The sequence below is a fragment of the Legionella maceachernii genome, from assembly GCF_900167045.1.
Classification (GTDB): domain Bacteria; phylum Pseudomonadota; class Gammaproteobacteria; order Legionellales; family Legionellaceae; genus Tatlockia; species Tatlockia maceachernii.
This window is the reverse complement of record NZ_FUXJ01000002.1, coordinates 116,203-131,191: the sequence shown is the minus strand read 5'-3', so window position 1 is coordinate 131,191 and position 14,989 is coordinate 116,203. Positions and strand designations below refer to the sequence as shown.

Sequence of the window (14,989 nt, the reverse complement as noted above, 5' to 3'; positions counted from 1 at the left end):
TGACTACGTCAGCTATTACGTCACACTCTCCTCTCATTAAGAAATAATAGTAAAAGGTTTTGCTAATTCAGGGTAAAAACTATTCCACATTCTGTCGCAGAAGCTCAGCACAGTCGCCTGTTTATTGAGATGGGTTTTCAGCGCATCTTCATAAGGAAGCCACACAATATTCGCCAAAAATGCAAACGCAGTCGCATCGATGCTACTTGGTTCACTTCCATGAAAATATTTGTTCTCACCAAGTAAATCGACAATGGCATCAAGCGTTTTATAACCCATTTCTAAAATTTCGTCATAATTGTGCCGACCCATCCCTTGAGCATACAAAGTTTTCAATATGTTCTTACGAACAATAGCAGGAACAAACAATTTTGATAGTGTCGGCATTTTGTCAAAAAAAGCCTTGTTGATAATCGGCCAATTGGGTTCATATTGCCAGCGCATATACACCATAATCCAATATAATCGCTCGGCAAAAGTATTATCGAGTACTACCGATAATGCCTTCTGTTCTTTATTTAAATTTCTATCCAACACGTTCCCTACTTTTCCTTTTAAATAGTCAATAATTAACTCACTATCGGCAAGTGTCTTGTCATCCATTTTAATAAAAGGAAGTTTACCTTTAGGTGCTTTTCGCGGATTTCTTACAAATCGTATTTCAAAAGGAATTTCTGCCATGCGTAAGTAAGTTTCAACCTTTAGACAAAATGGACTTGCGTTGGGTAATCCCCAAATACCAGGAAATTGGTACAATGTAATCATGTTGGCTATTCCTTATAGCACTGTTGTTAAATGGGTGTTGCAAAAACAAGAGGCACCTTAAACTGTCACGAAATAATAATCTGTCAGGTAGGTAATAAACAAGTTTAGGAAAGAGAAATGATTGAATGTCCTTGTGGTTCACAAACCGATTATTTAGCTTGCTGTGGTCAGTATATCGAAAATCAAGAAATTCCCAATACGCCAGAGCGTTTAATGCGCTCGCGTTATTCGGCGTATTCTCGGGCTAACATCGATTACATACAAAAAACCATGCGGGGGAAACCGTTAGAGGGGTTTGATGCAACAGAAGCCGAGCGCTGGGCAAAACAGGTCGCTTGGATGGGTTTACACATTGTAAAAAGCGAAATGGACCCTAAAAATGAAAACATTGGCTATGTTGAATTCATTGCAACCTATCAAGTGCAAGGAGAAAATCAGACTATTCATGAACTCAGTCAATTTCAGCGCCATGAAGGGAAATGGTTTTATACGGATGGAACTCCTCTTAAAACGCCCTCTTCCTCTAGGAAAAATAAAACTTCACGTAACGCGCCTTGTCCTTGCGGCAGCCAAAAGAAATACAAAAATTGCCATGGGAAAAAATGAAGTGATGGCGTACAACTGGCGTTGACATTTCTCACAGAACGAGCAAATACTCCTCACTGGTCCGCTTGGGTCATCAAAAACAATGTCGAAAAACCCTCTTGCTAATTCGTTTTAAATTTGCTTTAATCCACCCGTTTTTTACGGATTCCACACGGAAGACTACAAGTAAGCTCGAATACATGGAAATGGACAATGTCTAACGACTTAGCGATTTATTTATCCAAACAACTGCTTTGGCACGCTTTGCTAATACCTTCGCCTATTATTTTAGCCGCTCTGCTTTGCGGGCTTATTGTCTCTGTTTTACAAGTCGTCACTCAAATCCAAGATTCCTCTGTAAGCTTTATTCCTAAAGTTCTAGCGGTTGTCTTAATGCTGATGGTCTGCAGTGGATGGATGCTGCATTCACTTGTTGACTTTGCCAAAAATCTTATTCTAAGCATTCCGGAGACAATAGGATGATAACCCTTAGCTATTCTCCATTTGCTGTTCTCTTCTTGGTGGCAATCCGCCTCGGCGTAGTGTTGATTTTCACTCCTATTCAAGCAGTTAGCCAATTACCCCTTTCTATACGACTATTCATTGTTTTTGCACTAAGCCTTTTACTTGTCAGCCATTTATCATTATCCACGCAACAGCTCAATGAACTCAGTTTGGTCGCCGCTGCATTAGTCGAATTCAGTAACGGCTTAATTTTATCCCTAAGTCTCTACGCAGCTTTTGCTGTTTTCCAGGTGGCTGGCCAATTGATTGACACGCAGATTGGACTAAATTCGCTTGCAATTTTGAACCCCAGTGAACACACGTATGATCCATTAACAGGTCGTTTATTCACACTACTTGGTGTCTTAACCTTTTTTGCATTGCATGGACATCATCGATTAATACAAGGACTTGCTTTTTCATTAGCGATTATTCCACCAGGTAAGCTCATCCTTTTTAAGCATTTTCATCTTCTGACTAGCCAATTTGGCCTGGTTTTTACTCTCTCTTGGATGCTTGCTGCCCCCGTGCTCATTGGTTTATTACTTATCGAATTATTGAGTGCTGTAATCACTCGCAATATGCCACAAATAAGCACCTATTTTTTAGCATTACCCCTCAAAATTTTGCTCGGCTTTGTTCTTCTCACGTTCATATTGAATTACATCACACCATTAATGGAAAGACTTTTCAATCTCTGTTTTCAAACATGGCAAGAGGTGATGTTATGAGCGATAAAACAGAGAAAGCAACACCCTATAAGCTGCAAAAAGCAAAAGAAAAAGGAGTCGTCAATAAAAGCCTTGAGTTAAATTCAACGCTGGTTTTGATGAGTTTGCTTTTCGTCACTAGCGCCTTGTGGCCTTCCATGCTTCAGCAAATGAAGACATTGATGATCGCGCTTTTCCATTTATCGGCGCATTTTTCGTTGCAGATTGGAAACCTGGCTAAACTACAGCAATTTCTTTTGTCCAGCTTAATATTTTTGTGGTTACCTTTTGCCCTAGCAAGTCTATTTAGTCTTGTTTTATCGACTATTGCTCAGACAGGTTTCGTTTGGTCTACAAAAGCGCTTTCGCCTAAAATGGATAGGATTAATTTAGCCCAAGGATTTAAACGGTTAGTCTCCTCGCATGCTTTATTTATGGGAATAAAATCGAGTCTTAAATTAATCTTCATTTTCTTATTTATCTTATTCCGACTGCCTCGAGAAACTCACACGCTATTACACTTATTAATCGTTAGCCCCAACGCCCACCCCTCTTTCATCATGTCCCTGATTTTTAAATTCATGTGGCAACTTTTATTGGTGTTATTTGCATTAGCAATATTAGATAAGTTGTACATGAGCTGGAAATATAAAAAAGATAATCGGATGAGTAAACAAGAAGTGAAAGATGAGTACCGCCAACGTGAAGGTGACCCTATAATTAAAGCGAAAATTAAACAACTTCAGCAACAAATCCGGCAAAAAACAGCGGCGTTAGAACAAGTAAAAACCGCTGATGTGATTATTACTAATCCAACTCATTTGGCAATTGCCCTGAAATACGAGCGCTATGCCATGCCTGCACCTAAAGTGGTTTTCAAAGCACGCGGCGATTTTGCTAACCAAGCAAGACTATTGGCTGAGCGTCATCATGTGCCCATTATTCAAAATAAATCATTCGCCCAGTCCTTGTTTGCTACAGTCGACGTCAATCAATGGATTCACGCTGAGCATTTTCCCGTTGCAGCCCTTATTTTCCGCGAGATTTATCGCCAGCGAGGGCTCACATGACACCTCGTCCAAATCGATTTCAAGGAAATAGTGAATTAATCATGATAAGTTTTGCGATCAGCATACTCCTTATCTTATTTATTCCCATCCCCGCTGCTTTACTCGACTTTCTACTTATCATTAACTTCAGTTGGGCATTAACTATTCTTCTCTTAACATTTTATACCGATAAACCTTTAAGCTTTTCTACTTTTCCAGCGCTGCTATTGCTTTCAACTCTTTTTCGCTTAGCACTTAATATTTCGGCGACGCGTCTTATTCTTGCTGAAGGAAATGCCGGACAAGTCATTCAGACAATGGGGCAATATGTGATTGGAGGGAATTATGTGATGGGGTTAGTGGTATTTTTAATTCTTATCATTATCCAATACCTCGTGATCACCAATGGCGCTCAGCGAGTAGCAGAGGTGGCTGCCAGATTTACTTTAGACAGCATGCCCGGTAAACAAATGAGTATTGACGCGGATCTCAACATGGGGATTATTTCTCACGCTGAGGCGAAATTGAGGCGTGCACAAATTGAAAAAGAAGCCAATTTCTACGGTTCAATGGATGGTGCGTCTAAATTTGTCAAAGGGGATGCTATTGCGGGTATTTTAATTATTTTAGTGGACATCATTGGCGGACTTGCCATTGGTATGGCACAAAAAGGATTCACGCTTAGTGAATCGATTCAACGGTATACTTTGCTGACTGTTGGCGATGGCTTAGTCACTCAAATTCCAGCATTAATCATTTCAACAGCGACGGGAATTATTGTCACCCGAGCCGCCACCGACACGCAACTAGGTAGTGAGATTGCTAAGCAAATTGCCGCTTATCCTAAAAGCTTAATCATGGTGTGTGTGGGCTTATTAAGTTTGCTCCTCTTAAACGGCATTCCAGCCCTTCCAGTACTCACTATTTTTGGCCTTTTTGCAACGGCTACCTGGCACGCACTCCGAACAAAAACGGAAGAAATTATTGAAGAAAACGAAGTGTCTCTTTATGACAAAATTAAAATTTATCCAGTAGAAATTCACTTACATCCTGAACTGTTCACGCGTCTCGCTCAACAAGAACAAACCTTTCTTCAGTACCTTCAACAAGTACGTGAGCGCATCGCTTTTGAACTTGGATTTGTTATTCCCGAAATTAAATTGTTAAGCGATAAAAAGCTCAGTTATCCGTTTTATCACATTAGTATTCAAGGGAATAACCAAGGCGGTCATCATCCACTGTATTTTGATAAAATGCTCGCCCTCGCTTCGAGCAGAACTCATCAAGAAACTCTATTGAAAGATGGCATCGCAGTGCGCGATCCCAGCTACGGATTAGCTGCAGCCTGGATTGATCCCTCTCAGCAAACCAAGGCAGTTGAAATGGGATATACCTTGTGTGACCCCATCAATGTGCTCATTACTCACCTAAAAGAAGTTGTTTATCATCATATTGCTGATTTACTCACAAGAACCGAAACCGAGATCTTACTTGAACAAACAAATGTTCGTCATCTTCGCGATGAACTCATTCCAACTTTACTACCCTTAAGCCAAGTACAATGCATTCTTAAAAATTTATTACAAGAAAAAGTGCCTATTCGTTATTTATCTACCATTCTCGAAGTGTTGCTGGAACACGCAAAAACCATCACTGACCCGACTCAGCTGACTGAGCTTGTGCGCATGCGCCTTGGTACAGCCATTTGCCAAAAATTATTAATAAATCAAGACAGTTTGCAAGTGCTCACTCTTGCCCCCGTTCTTGAGCAAAAACTCAATCAAAATTTAGGCAAAGACTTTTGGGCATTAGAACCAAGTTTGACTGAAAATTTCATTACTTCGCTTGCTAATCAAGTCGAAAAAATGCTTGGCGAAAGAAAAAGACCGGTGTTGCTTTGTTCTTCTGCTCTGCGCAGACCTATCAAGCAATTAACTCAACGCGTGATTCCTCACCTGACTGTATTGGCCATGAATGAAATACCAATCAGTATTCAAGTCGAATCATTCGCTGTTGTGCAATAAGGATAAAAATCATGATGATGGATGCCATTGGTGCAGCTCAAATAGCCCTGTTACAAGACCAACTGCGTTTGCAATCAATTAATCAAAACATTACCAATATGCAAACGCCCGGTTATAAGCGTCAACTCCTTGAAAATAAGTCATTTTCTATGCAATTAGACACTGAAATCCCTTCAGCTCACCAACAAATGCAGAACGCAAAAATCTTTACGCAAGGTACAGTGACGCAATCGCAAAACGCAAAAGATATTGCGATTTCGGGAGATGGTTTTTTTGAGGTGCAAACCGAAGAAGGGGTTTTTTATACCCGTCGCGGCGATTTACAGGTTAACGAACGAGGAGAATTATCATTGGCGACCGGGGCTTTGCTTTTAGGGAAATCAGGACCTATCCGTGTGGATAATAATTCCTTCACTATCGATTCCCAAGGCATCGTTTATGTCGATAATCACAAGGTTGAGCAAATCAATCTTGTTGAATTTTCTCAAATGCAAAAACTGAACTACCGCGGCCAAGGGCTTTACGAATCGGTTGAATTACCAAATCCCGCGAATAGTACTATTCGTGTATTACAAGGTTTTATTGAGCAATCCAATGTGAAGTCGGTGGATGAGATGCTCGAAATGCTTAAAACCTCTCGCCATTTCGAAGCATCACAACGGGTGATGCGGACCGCGGATAATTTGTTATCCACGGCAATTAGTCAATTAGGAGAAGGAAATGTCTGATGCATTTGCCATTGCCGCAAGCGGCTTAAAAACGGAAGAGTATTATATCGACAAGATAGCTAACGATTTAGCAAATTTGAATACACCCAATTACAAAGCTTCAAAAATTACCTTTACTGATGTGTTATATCAAAACATTCATGGGACTTCGACTATCCAAAATCAGGCGACAGCGCAATTAGGCGCAGGCACCGCCATTTATAAAATAACAAAAGATTTCAGCAAAGGTCCGCTGAAACCAAGCGATGATTGGCACAATATTGCTATTGACGGCAGTGGATTCCTGCAAGTCATTCATCCTGATGGCAATATTTCCTACACACGTGATTCCACCTTGATCATTGATGACGATCGGTATCTCGCCACTCAGGATGGCTTAAGACTAGCAGACAATATCCAAATACCCGAGGGTTTCGTTGCTATCAGCATTCAAAAAAATGGTGATGTCGAAGCGATTATGCTGGATGAGCCTGAACCTCAATTCTTAGGCACGATTAAACTCGCGCAATTCTTAAATCCTGAAGCGTTAAATCCTATTGGTAATGGCTTATATAACCCAACCGAACAGACGGGTGAGCCAATTATTGATGCCCCGGACACCAATGGCATGGGTTCTTTGTTGCAGAAACAAATTGAGCAATCCAATGTCGATATGGTGAATTCGCTGATGCAATTAACCCTTGCTCAACGCGTTTATCAGTTAAATGCCAAAGCCATACAAATTGCTGATGAATTGGAAAAAGCGACCAATGAAATTCGTGGTTAAAGCAAGATTATTTATGCCTAGTATTTTGACAATCAGTGCTCTTACTCTTTGCTGCTTCCTTTCCCCCTTAGCAAGTGCAGTAAGTTTATTTGACGAGAGCAATTATCGCTCGCTGATTGCGGATAAAAAAGCCTATTTACCAGGCGATCTTTTGACTGTCATCGTCATGGAAACATCCAATGCCCATAGCAGTGCTGACCTTGCTTCGGGCAAAGAAATCAAGGCTGCTTTAGAAGCGAGTTACAACAAAAAACGCCATGAGGTCGGTTTTGGTTTGAGTGGTAAAGGTCACTCTTCGGCTAAAACGGGACGTAACGGCAAAATAAAAGCCGCCTTAACCGTACGCATTAAGGCTGTTCAATCGGGAGGTTATCTCGTGGAAGGCCATCAATTGATTCGCATCAATGGTGAGCAACAAACCATTTTACTCAGTGGCTTTGTCAGACCTGAAGACATCAGCTCGCAAAATACCGTACTTTCGACCCGCCTTGCTGACACACAAATTACTTATACGGGTGAAGGCTCAGTTTCGGATTCGCAGCGACGCAATTACGTCTATAAAGTATTGTCCTTGATGGGGTTGGTGTAATGAAGCAATTAAGAGAACAGCCAGGCTCCTTTAATGTGTTATTTCTCCTCCTCACTTTAGTTTTCAGTTTCACGTCAAGCCATGGAGCGGTACGCTTAAAATCCATTGCTCATGTCTCAGGTTTACAAGAAAATCCCATCACTGGATATGGTTTAGTTATCGGCCTAGCTGGCTCCGGTGATTCTCGCCGCAATAAAGACACCACTCAAGCGATCGCCAATTTGTTGCAAACGTTTGGAGTCAATATCAATCCGAATGAAGTTAACAGTCGAAACTCTGCAACCGTCATTGTGACGGCGAATATTCCCACCCACGCTCATCAGGGTGACAAGTTGGATGTGAATGTCGCGTCCTTAGGCGATGCTAAAAGTCTTCTGGGTGGAACGCTTCTCGTCACCCCACTTAAAGGCCCTGACAATCAAGTGTATGCCCTAGCACAAGGTCCCATTTCAATTGGCGGCTTTAAATATGATGTATACGGTAATGTCATTCAAAAAAATCATCCTACCACTGGACTTATACCGAGTGGCGCCGTAGTTGAAAAAACAATTTACAACGAATTGATGAATAAAGAAGGTGAAATTCACATTATTTTAAATCGTCCGGATTTTACTACAGCCGATCATGTTGAAAAGGCTGTCAACCAGCAATTTGGTGCTGACACTGCCCTTGCTAAGACAGCCCAGGACATCGAAATTCATCCTCCTATGACGGTAAAGAAGCATTTTGTGCGTTTCATCAGCCAATTAGAGAACATTGCCATCGAGCCAGATAACCTTCCTACTGTGGTGGTCAATGAGCGCACGGGGGTGGTGATCGCCGGCGCAGATGTGAAAATCGATCCTGTCACCATTTCTCATGGTAATTTGCAAATTGCAATAGCCACTACTTATAACGTCTCGCAACCCACACTATTAAGCGATATGAGTAAAGAAGTTCACACAGCGCTTACTCCGTCAACGAATATCAATGTCAAAGAAACAACAGCGAATACAGTGACACTCGCTGAAGGAGCCACGGTTGCTGAGTTAATTGCTTCTTTAACCAAGGCACAAACATCAACGCGCGATATTATTGCGATTTTACAAAGTTTACAGCGTGCAGGGGCTCTACACGCCGAACTGGTCATTCAATAGCGAGGAGGAACTATGAATTATGATCCAACAATTGAACTCATTCGTTTAGCACTGGATGCAAGCTTGATGCGACAAACCGCGATAGCCAATAACATTGCCAATGCGAATACGCGTCATTATCAAACCATGGCAGTTAATTTTGAAGAGCAACTGGGGCAAAAAACTGAGATTAATTCAGATTTCTTGCAACAAGTAAATCCTTTCTATCAAACCAGCGATACTTATTCATCCATCGATGAGCAAATTGCCCTAAGCGTAAAAAACGCCACTCATTATCGCGCACTCATTAAAGGACTCAATCAGAAATTAGCCATCCTGAAATTGGCTTTACACGGGAATACTTCATCATGAGCTACGATCAAATTTACGCGATCGCCACACAAGGAATGAATTTAGAAAAACTGCGAGTTGATGTGGTTGCTAACAACATTGCTAATCAGCATAGTTTGCAAAATGCAGAAGGAACTTCTTTTCAACCCATGCAGGTTATAGCCACAGCAAAACCTTTTTCAGCTTATCTGAGCAATGCAGAAGATCCCGAAGTTGCCATGGTTGAATTAGCACCACAAAGAATACCGCCCAATAAAGTTTATCAACCAGGACATCCTGCGGCAGATAAACAAGGTTATATCAGCTATCCAGGACTCAGCATGGTGGATGAAATGACCACTCTGTTGCGTGCATCACGCGCTTATGAAGCCGACATAAAAGTCATCAATACAGCGCACAGCCTGTATCTTCAAGCCTTAAGCATTGGAGATGAACGATGAAACTTCAAGCACTCGATGGAATTGGTTTGAACTCGGGTATGAAGAGTGTTGAGCCAGTGCATCAATCCACGCCTTCGTTTGCTAGCTGGTTAACGGCACGTTTGGGAGAAACAAATGATCAATTACTGGCTGCAGATAACGCATTGCAGCAATTAGCCAGTGGTCAAGCAGCCAGTTTACACCAAACCATGTTAACCCTGGAACAAGCCAAATTATCGTTGCAATTTTTAGAACAAGTGCGCAATCGATTGATGAGTGCGTATCAAGAAATCATGAGAGAGCAGATTTAAGTGAAGTATGTCGAAGCTAGCCTGAAATGGTTAAAAACACAAAGCAAACAGCGGCAATTAAGTTTTGCCCTTGGTTTAATAGTGATTATTGGCCTTACCTTTTTGCTTTCTTATTGGGTGGTTAATCCCCAGTATGGCGTTTTATTCAATCAATTGAATAGTCGGGATGCCAATCAAATTCTTAACCAATTAGAGCAAGCCAACATTCCCTATAAAGTACGTCATCAGGGCAGCGAAATTCTCATCAGTAAACCTTTAATTGAAAAAACGCGCATCAAACTTATGAATAGTGGAGTCCAGTTTTCACAACAAGTGGGTTTCGAGCTGTTTGATAAAAGTGATTTTGGCATGACGGATTTTTCTCAAAAAATCAATTATCAGCGCGCCTTGCAAGGCGAATTAGAACGCACCATCAGCAGCCTTGATGAAGTGCGCCAAGCACGAGTGCACTTAGTCATCCCAGAACGTCATTTATTTCAGCAAGAGGAAAATCAGCCCAAAGCCGCTGTCAATTTACATCTCAATCAACCCCTCACTCCTCAGCAAGTCAAAAGCATTCAGCAGCTAATTACCGCAAGCGTCCCTCACATGCAGAAAAACAATGTTATTATTGTCGATCAAAATGGCAATAACTTAACCCACGACGAGGACGATTCCACCGTAGGGCATTTTGCCATTAAAAAAAGCATCGAACATTACTTGAACCAAAAAGTCACACAGATGCTGAAAGCGGTTTTTACTGATGAAGAAGTCATGGTCAAAATTGATGTGACTTTAAATTATGACGAATTGCAGCGCGAATTAATTAAGCCACAGCGTGATGGGATTATTACTCATGAAAAAGAGACGCAACACTCCACCTCATCTAAATCAGAAAAAGCACAAACCAATCACGATCTGACACGCGAAAAGAGCTATCAATTTGGGAGGGAAAAAGAGCATTTTACTCGTGCAAGTGGCAACATTGAGCGACTTACTGTGTCCGTTGCCATTCCACAATTTACCAGTCAGCAAACAATAGAACAAATTGAACGCTTGGTGAAATCAATTGTGGGATTTGATGAAGTCCGTGGCGATCGAATCAGTATTGAGGCATTAATCACAACGCCTCATTTAATTCCCTCTATTCCATTGACTTCTTCTATTCCTCAAAGTACTGCGTCTTCCAATTTAATTTTTCTTGCAGTCATTGGCTGCTTAAGCCTAGTGATTTTTTTCTACTCTCTCAACGTCAAATCACGTCGGCGCAAAAGACAATTATTGTTAACTGAGTTAACGCAATGGTTAAATCACTATGAGTAATCAATTGAAGTCCATTTTACTTAAAATAGCGCATTTATCTAAAGCGGATCAGCGCTGGATAATCAGTCAGTTGTCAACGGCGGAAAAGGCATTATTTATTCGCCAGAAAGGCGAGGAGTTGCTTCAGCATGCGCAACATTTTCGCAAGCTTAGAGGCGCAATCGCTTCATTTATCCCCATTGATTCTCTACCTGGTCAGCTTTGCAAACGCCTGTCTACCCATTCGCCACTTTATATCGCTATCATACTCGAGCAAGGACAATACGACTGGCACGAGGATTTTTTGCGCAGGTTTGATCATGAAGGCACGATTAAACATTTGCTGAAAACTCAGGTGAAACGCTTAAAAAGTTCACCTAAACAAGCCCTCTTTAGCCATTGGGAAAACACAAGCTCTCTTTCTTTTGATCACTCTGTGGAGAATAGTCATGGCTGATATTCTCAAACACGTGATCTTGAGCGATGATTATTTTCCGCTGGGTAAACCCCCATTAGCTCAGGAAAATAACTTTATTTCGCCCAATACACTTTCGCCTTCTGCAACAGAGAATGCATTACTGAAAGAACAGGCACGCGAGGAAGGGTATAAAATTGGCTTTGAGCAAGGACTTGTAGAGGGACTTGAGCAAGGCAAAAAACTCACTTCCAGCCAAACGATGGGTATCGTGCAGCAACTGAATAATTTACTGCAAGTTATTCCTGATGCGCTCAATGAAAGTCGGCTGGCATTAAAAGCCGAAATTGCAGATATTGTCTTGGCCATCGTGCAACAATTATTTATTCAACAGCAGTGTTCAAAAGAGGTAATCGCGCAACAAATTACTGCAGCACTGACTCATCTCAATGATAAGCAAAAAATCACGCTAGCATTACATCCTCAAGATTTAACTTTATTGCGACAAGGCGCGTTAAAAATTGATTTTAGTCAATACCAGGATTTGCAAGTGATTGCGGATGAAACCCTCACTTTAGGCGGATGCCGCATTAAAACCGAACATGGTCTTTTTGATGCGGGCATTGAGCGGCAAATTGATGGCCTTAAGCAAGCTCTCTTGCAAATAAAGAAGAGGAATTCCCATGAATAACTGGTTAAAATCAATACAACCAATGGATCGCATCGGTCATATTGAGCAATGCCTTGGCCTAAAATTAGTTGCCAATGGCCCTCCTAACGCTTTTATTGGTGAAGTATGTGAAATCCTCAATACTCGCAATCAAGCAATCATGCATGCTGAAGTCATTGGATTTGCACAAGGTAATGTGTTTTTGATGCCTTTTACCATGGCTAAAATCCATACGGGACTTAAAGTGCGTGCCACCGGCCATTCCATGGCAATACCCGCTGGGGAGGCGCTTCTCGGGCGGATTATCGATGCTTTTGCCCAACCTTTGGATACACTTGGGGATATTAATGGTTCTCAGCAAGTGCCGTTGCACAAAAACAAAATAAATCCACTGCATCGTCAGCCCATTCAAAACCAGCTGCTCACAGGTATCCATGCCATCGATGCGTTGCTTCCGCTTGGTGAAGGTCAACGCATAGGGATTTTTGCCGGCAGTGGTGTAGGCAAGTCTGTGCTACTCGGCATGATGGTCCGACAGATCACAAGCGATATCAATGTGATTGCGCTCATCGGTGAACGCGGTCGAGAAGTCAATGATTTCATCCAGCAACACCTCGATAAGGAGCTGTTTAAAAAATCAGTGGTCGTTGTCGCCTGCAGTGATGAACCTGCTTTAATGCGAAAGCAAGCGGTATTGACCGCCACTGCTGTTGCCGAATATTTTTGCAGTAAAGGCAAAAAAGTGGCACTATTCATGGATTCAATGACTCGTTTTGCCATGGCACAACGAGAAATTAGCTTAAGTTTAGGCGAACCACCCACGACTCGAGGTTACACTCCCACCGTTTTCTCCCTTTTGCCAAGCATTGTCGAGCGAGCGGGTAATTTTGTAGGGCAAGGGAGTATCACTGCACTCTACACCGTACTCGTGGAGGGAGATGATTTTAATGAGCCCATTGCTGACCACATGCGCGCACTTTTGGATGGCCATATCATTCTAACCCGAGCTTTAGCTCAACGCGGCCATTATCCTGCTATCGATGTTTTGCAGAGTACCTCACGCCTCGCAATGCAGTTACTCAACCAAGATGAACAACGGATAGTGGATAAGATTGTTTCTCTGCTTAGCCTATACCAGCAAAACAAAGACATGATTGAGATTGGCGCCTACAAACCCGGCAATAATCCCAAGCTCGATTATGTCGTTGCACGCATTGATGCGATCAATCAACTGTTAGTGCAAAAACAAGAGGCTCTATCTCTTGAAATTTTATTACAACGTTTTTCTGAGATTTTGCAATGAATAAAACACTAGTCGCACTGATGAATAAACTGTCTTGGCAATTAAACGAAGTCGAGCAATTGTCGCAAGCCATTAATGAGGAACAAAAATCGATGCAACAGTCACTGCATCATTTGCAACAACAAATTCATCAAGCCTGTGCAACCTCAGCGCTCATCATCCCAGAACAAGAAATTGCCCGACTTAATTTCATCATTCAAAAACAGCAGCGACTTGAAGAGTTAAGTATTGAAAATAAAGCCATAGAAACACGACTTTCCCAGTTAAATGAACGGAAAATTCGTCTGCAGACAGAGTTAAAAATGTTAGAAAAATACCAAGGAAAACTAAGGAAAGAATCATTAAAAAAGGAAATAATCTCCCAACAAAATGCAAACGATGAATGGATTTTACAACGGAAGGAGCCTGCATGAAAATTGAAGAGAACATGCTCAATAGTTTGACCGACAAATTCTCGTCAAAAAACCCAAAAACAAGCGATGAATACTATTGGCAACACCAGCAACAATTGGAAAATTCAGCATTAACCTTCCAATCACTGCTCACCGAGGATAAAACCCCCTACCCTCGCTCAATCTCAAGTGTGCAAAGTACTCGGGTAGCAGTGCCAGCAAGCAAACCCCTTGAAAAGCGTGCACCGGATAACACGTATGACCTCAATCCTACCCTGCCTCTTCAACAAGCAAAATCGCCAATTAATTTTGAACAAAACTCTTATTTTATCCGGCCAAATCAAATGGAAAATAAGGCATTTAATGCGCAAGAAAAATACAGCGATACGCCCTTAGCGAATCGGGATTGTGCGAATAAAAAAACCTCAGCGCTTACTCTAAATAAAGTCGAATGCGATCCTGTTAAAAATCATCAACTGTTCATCTTCAATAATGAAGCTGAATTCAGCCTAAATACAACAGCCTTAGACATCCAACAAATAAACGAGTTAATACAGTTAATAAAGCAATGGCTTACAAGTAAAGGAATTCGTTTGCAGCATCTTAGAATTAATGGAGTACAACATGACTAATGCAATCAACTCAGCTCAAGAAATGAATATCAATCAAGCCGATTACTTAAAATTATTCATGCAGGAATTAACATATCAAGATCCATTGAAGCCGATTGATAATAAAGAGTTCATGGCACAAATGGCTCAGTTTTCTTCACTCCAAGAAGCACAAACCACGAATCAACTACTGGCGTCTTTGGCAGATAATAATCAAAGCCTCATGCTTCTGGGTAAAAAGGTGACCATTAGCAATAGCAAGCTCGAAGGGGTGGTCAACAAAATTGAATTTTCCCCCAATCTGCCCCCCCTCGTCCATGTACTCATGAGCAATGGCGATAATCCACGTGTGCAATTAACCGAGATTACCCTTGTTCGAAATTCGGCTACTCAATAGATTA

20 protein-coding genes are annotated in these 14,989 nt (G+C 41.6%); 19 read left to right on the top strand and 1 reads right to left on the bottom strand.

The window, feature by feature from the left end:
• Positions 1 to 36 precede the first annotated feature (36 nt).
• A complete protein-coding gene (locus B5D33_RS00625) occupies positions 37 to 765 on the bottom strand; it encodes a glutathione S-transferase family protein (protein ID WP_058452391.1) in 729 nt (242 codons plus the stop codon).
• 117 nt (positions 766 to 882) lie between these two features.
• Between B5D33_RS00625 and B5D33_RS00620 the strand changes: the two genes are divergently transcribed.
• The 19 genes from B5D33_RS00620 to B5D33_RS00530 all read left to right on the top strand — a co-directional run bounded on the left by B5D33_RS00620 (position 883) and on the right by B5D33_RS00530 (position 14,985).
• A complete protein-coding gene (locus tag B5D33_RS00620; RefSeq protein WP_058452390.1) occupies positions 883 to 1,371 on the top strand; it encodes a YchJ family protein in 489 nt (162 codons plus the stop codon).
• Between the two features lie 192 nt (positions 1,372 to 1,563).
• Complete coding sequence (locus B5D33_RS00615; protein ID WP_058452389.1) at positions 1,564 to 1,833, top strand: flagellar biosynthetic protein FliQ; 270 nt, start codon at positions 1,564 to 1,566, stop codon at positions 1,831 to 1,833.
• Entirely contained in the window at positions 1,830 to 2,585 is a 756-nt protein-coding gene (locus tag B5D33_RS00610; RefSeq protein WP_058452388.1) for a flagellar biosynthetic protein FliR, read from the top strand. Before B5D33_RS00615 ends, B5D33_RS00610 begins: the two co-directional genes overlap by 4 nt.
• On the top strand, positions 2,582 to 3,634 hold the full coding sequence (locus B5D33_RS00605; RefSeq protein ID WP_058452387.1) for an EscU/YscU/HrcU family type III secretion system export apparatus switch protein: 1,053 nt from the start codon (positions 2,582 to 2,584) through the stop codon (positions 3,632 to 3,634). Before B5D33_RS00610 ends, B5D33_RS00605 begins: the two co-directional genes overlap by 4 nt.
• Complete coding sequence (locus B5D33_RS00600; RefSeq protein WP_058452386.1) at positions 3,631 to 5,637, top strand: flagellar biosynthesis protein FlhA; 2,007 nt, start codon at positions 3,631 to 3,633, stop codon at positions 5,635 to 5,637. The genes B5D33_RS00605 and B5D33_RS00600 overlap by 4 nt, the downstream gene beginning before the upstream one ends.
• Positions 5,638 to 5,648: 11 nt before the next feature.
• Positions 5,649 to 6,365, top strand: coding sequence for a flagellar hook-basal body protein (locus B5D33_RS00595; RefSeq protein ID WP_058452385.1), 717 nt, complete (start codon positions 5,649 to 5,651; stop codon positions 6,363 to 6,365).
• Positions 6,358 to 7,131, top strand: coding sequence for a flagellar hook-basal body protein (locus B5D33_RS00590; protein ID WP_058452384.1), 774 nt, complete (start codon positions 6,358 to 6,360; stop codon positions 7,129 to 7,131). Before B5D33_RS00595 ends, B5D33_RS00590 begins: the two co-directional genes overlap by 8 nt.
• 13 nt (positions 7,132 to 7,144) lie before the next feature.
• On the top strand, positions 7,145 to 7,720 hold the full coding sequence (locus B5D33_RS00585; RefSeq protein WP_160158670.1) for a flagellar basal body L-ring protein FlgH: 576 nt from the start codon (positions 7,145 to 7,147) through the stop codon (positions 7,718 to 7,720).
• Complete coding sequence (locus B5D33_RS00580; protein WP_058452382.1) at positions 7,720 to 8,856, top strand: flagellar basal body P-ring protein FlgI; 1,137 nt, start codon at positions 7,720 to 7,722, stop codon at positions 8,854 to 8,856. Before B5D33_RS00585 ends, B5D33_RS00580 begins: the two co-directional genes overlap by 1 nt.
• 12 nt (positions 8,857 to 8,868) lie before the next feature.
• Positions 8,869 to 9,207, top strand: coding sequence for a flagellar basal body protein (locus B5D33_RS00575; RefSeq protein ID WP_058452381.1), 339 nt, complete (start codon positions 8,869 to 8,871; stop codon positions 9,205 to 9,207).
• A complete protein-coding gene (gene flgC, locus B5D33_RS00570; protein WP_058452380.1) occupies positions 9,204 to 9,626 on the top strand; it encodes a flagellar basal body rod protein FlgC in 423 nt (140 codons plus the stop codon). The genes B5D33_RS00575 and flgC overlap by 4 nt, the downstream gene beginning before the upstream one ends.
• A complete protein-coding gene (fliE, locus tag B5D33_RS00565) occupies positions 9,623 to 9,916 on the top strand; it encodes a flagellar hook-basal body complex protein FliE (protein ID WP_058452379.1) in 294 nt (97 codons plus the stop codon). The genes flgC and fliE overlap by 4 nt, the downstream gene beginning before the upstream one ends.
• The gene (fliF, locus tag B5D33_RS00560; RefSeq protein WP_058452378.1) at positions 9,917 to 11,218 is read left to right on the top strand and encodes a flagellar basal-body MS-ring/collar protein FliF; all 1,302 of its coding nucleotides are present in this window, start codon (positions 9,917 to 9,919) and stop codon (positions 11,216 to 11,218) included.
• The gene (locus B5D33_RS00555) at positions 11,211 to 11,654 is read left to right on the top strand and encodes a hypothetical protein (RefSeq protein ID WP_058452377.1); all 444 of its coding nucleotides are present in this window, start codon (positions 11,211 to 11,213) and stop codon (positions 11,652 to 11,654) included. Before fliF ends, B5D33_RS00555 begins: the two co-directional genes overlap by 8 nt.
• Complete coding sequence (locus B5D33_RS00550; protein WP_058452376.1) at positions 11,647 to 12,303, top strand: FliH/SctL family protein; 657 nt, start codon at positions 11,647 to 11,649, stop codon at positions 12,301 to 12,303. The genes B5D33_RS00555 and B5D33_RS00550 overlap by 8 nt, the downstream gene beginning before the upstream one ends.
• Complete coding sequence (locus tag B5D33_RS00545) at positions 12,296 to 13,585, top strand: FliI/YscN family ATPase (RefSeq protein WP_058452375.1); 1,290 nt, start codon at positions 12,296 to 12,298, stop codon at positions 13,583 to 13,585. Before B5D33_RS00550 ends, B5D33_RS00545 begins: the two co-directional genes overlap by 8 nt.
• Positions 13,582 to 13,998 carry a hypothetical protein gene (locus tag B5D33_RS00540; protein ID WP_058452374.1) on the top strand — a complete coding sequence of 139 codons (417 nt, stop codon included), beginning with the start codon at positions 13,582 to 13,584 and terminating at the stop codon, positions 13,996 to 13,998. The genes B5D33_RS00545 and B5D33_RS00540 overlap by 4 nt, the downstream gene beginning before the upstream one ends.
• Positions 13,995 to 14,609 carry a hypothetical protein gene (locus tag B5D33_RS00535; RefSeq protein ID WP_058452373.1) on the top strand — a complete coding sequence of 205 codons (615 nt, stop codon included), beginning with the start codon at positions 13,995 to 13,997 and terminating at the stop codon, positions 14,607 to 14,609. Before B5D33_RS00540 ends, B5D33_RS00535 begins: the two co-directional genes overlap by 4 nt.
• Positions 14,602 to 14,985, top strand: a complete 384-nt coding sequence (locus B5D33_RS00530; protein WP_058452372.1) for a flagellar hook assembly protein FlgD — start codon at positions 14,602 to 14,604, stop codon at positions 14,983 to 14,985. The genes B5D33_RS00535 and B5D33_RS00530 overlap by 8 nt, the downstream gene beginning before the upstream one ends.
• The last annotated feature ends 4 nt before the right edge of the window (positions 14,986 to 14,989 follow it).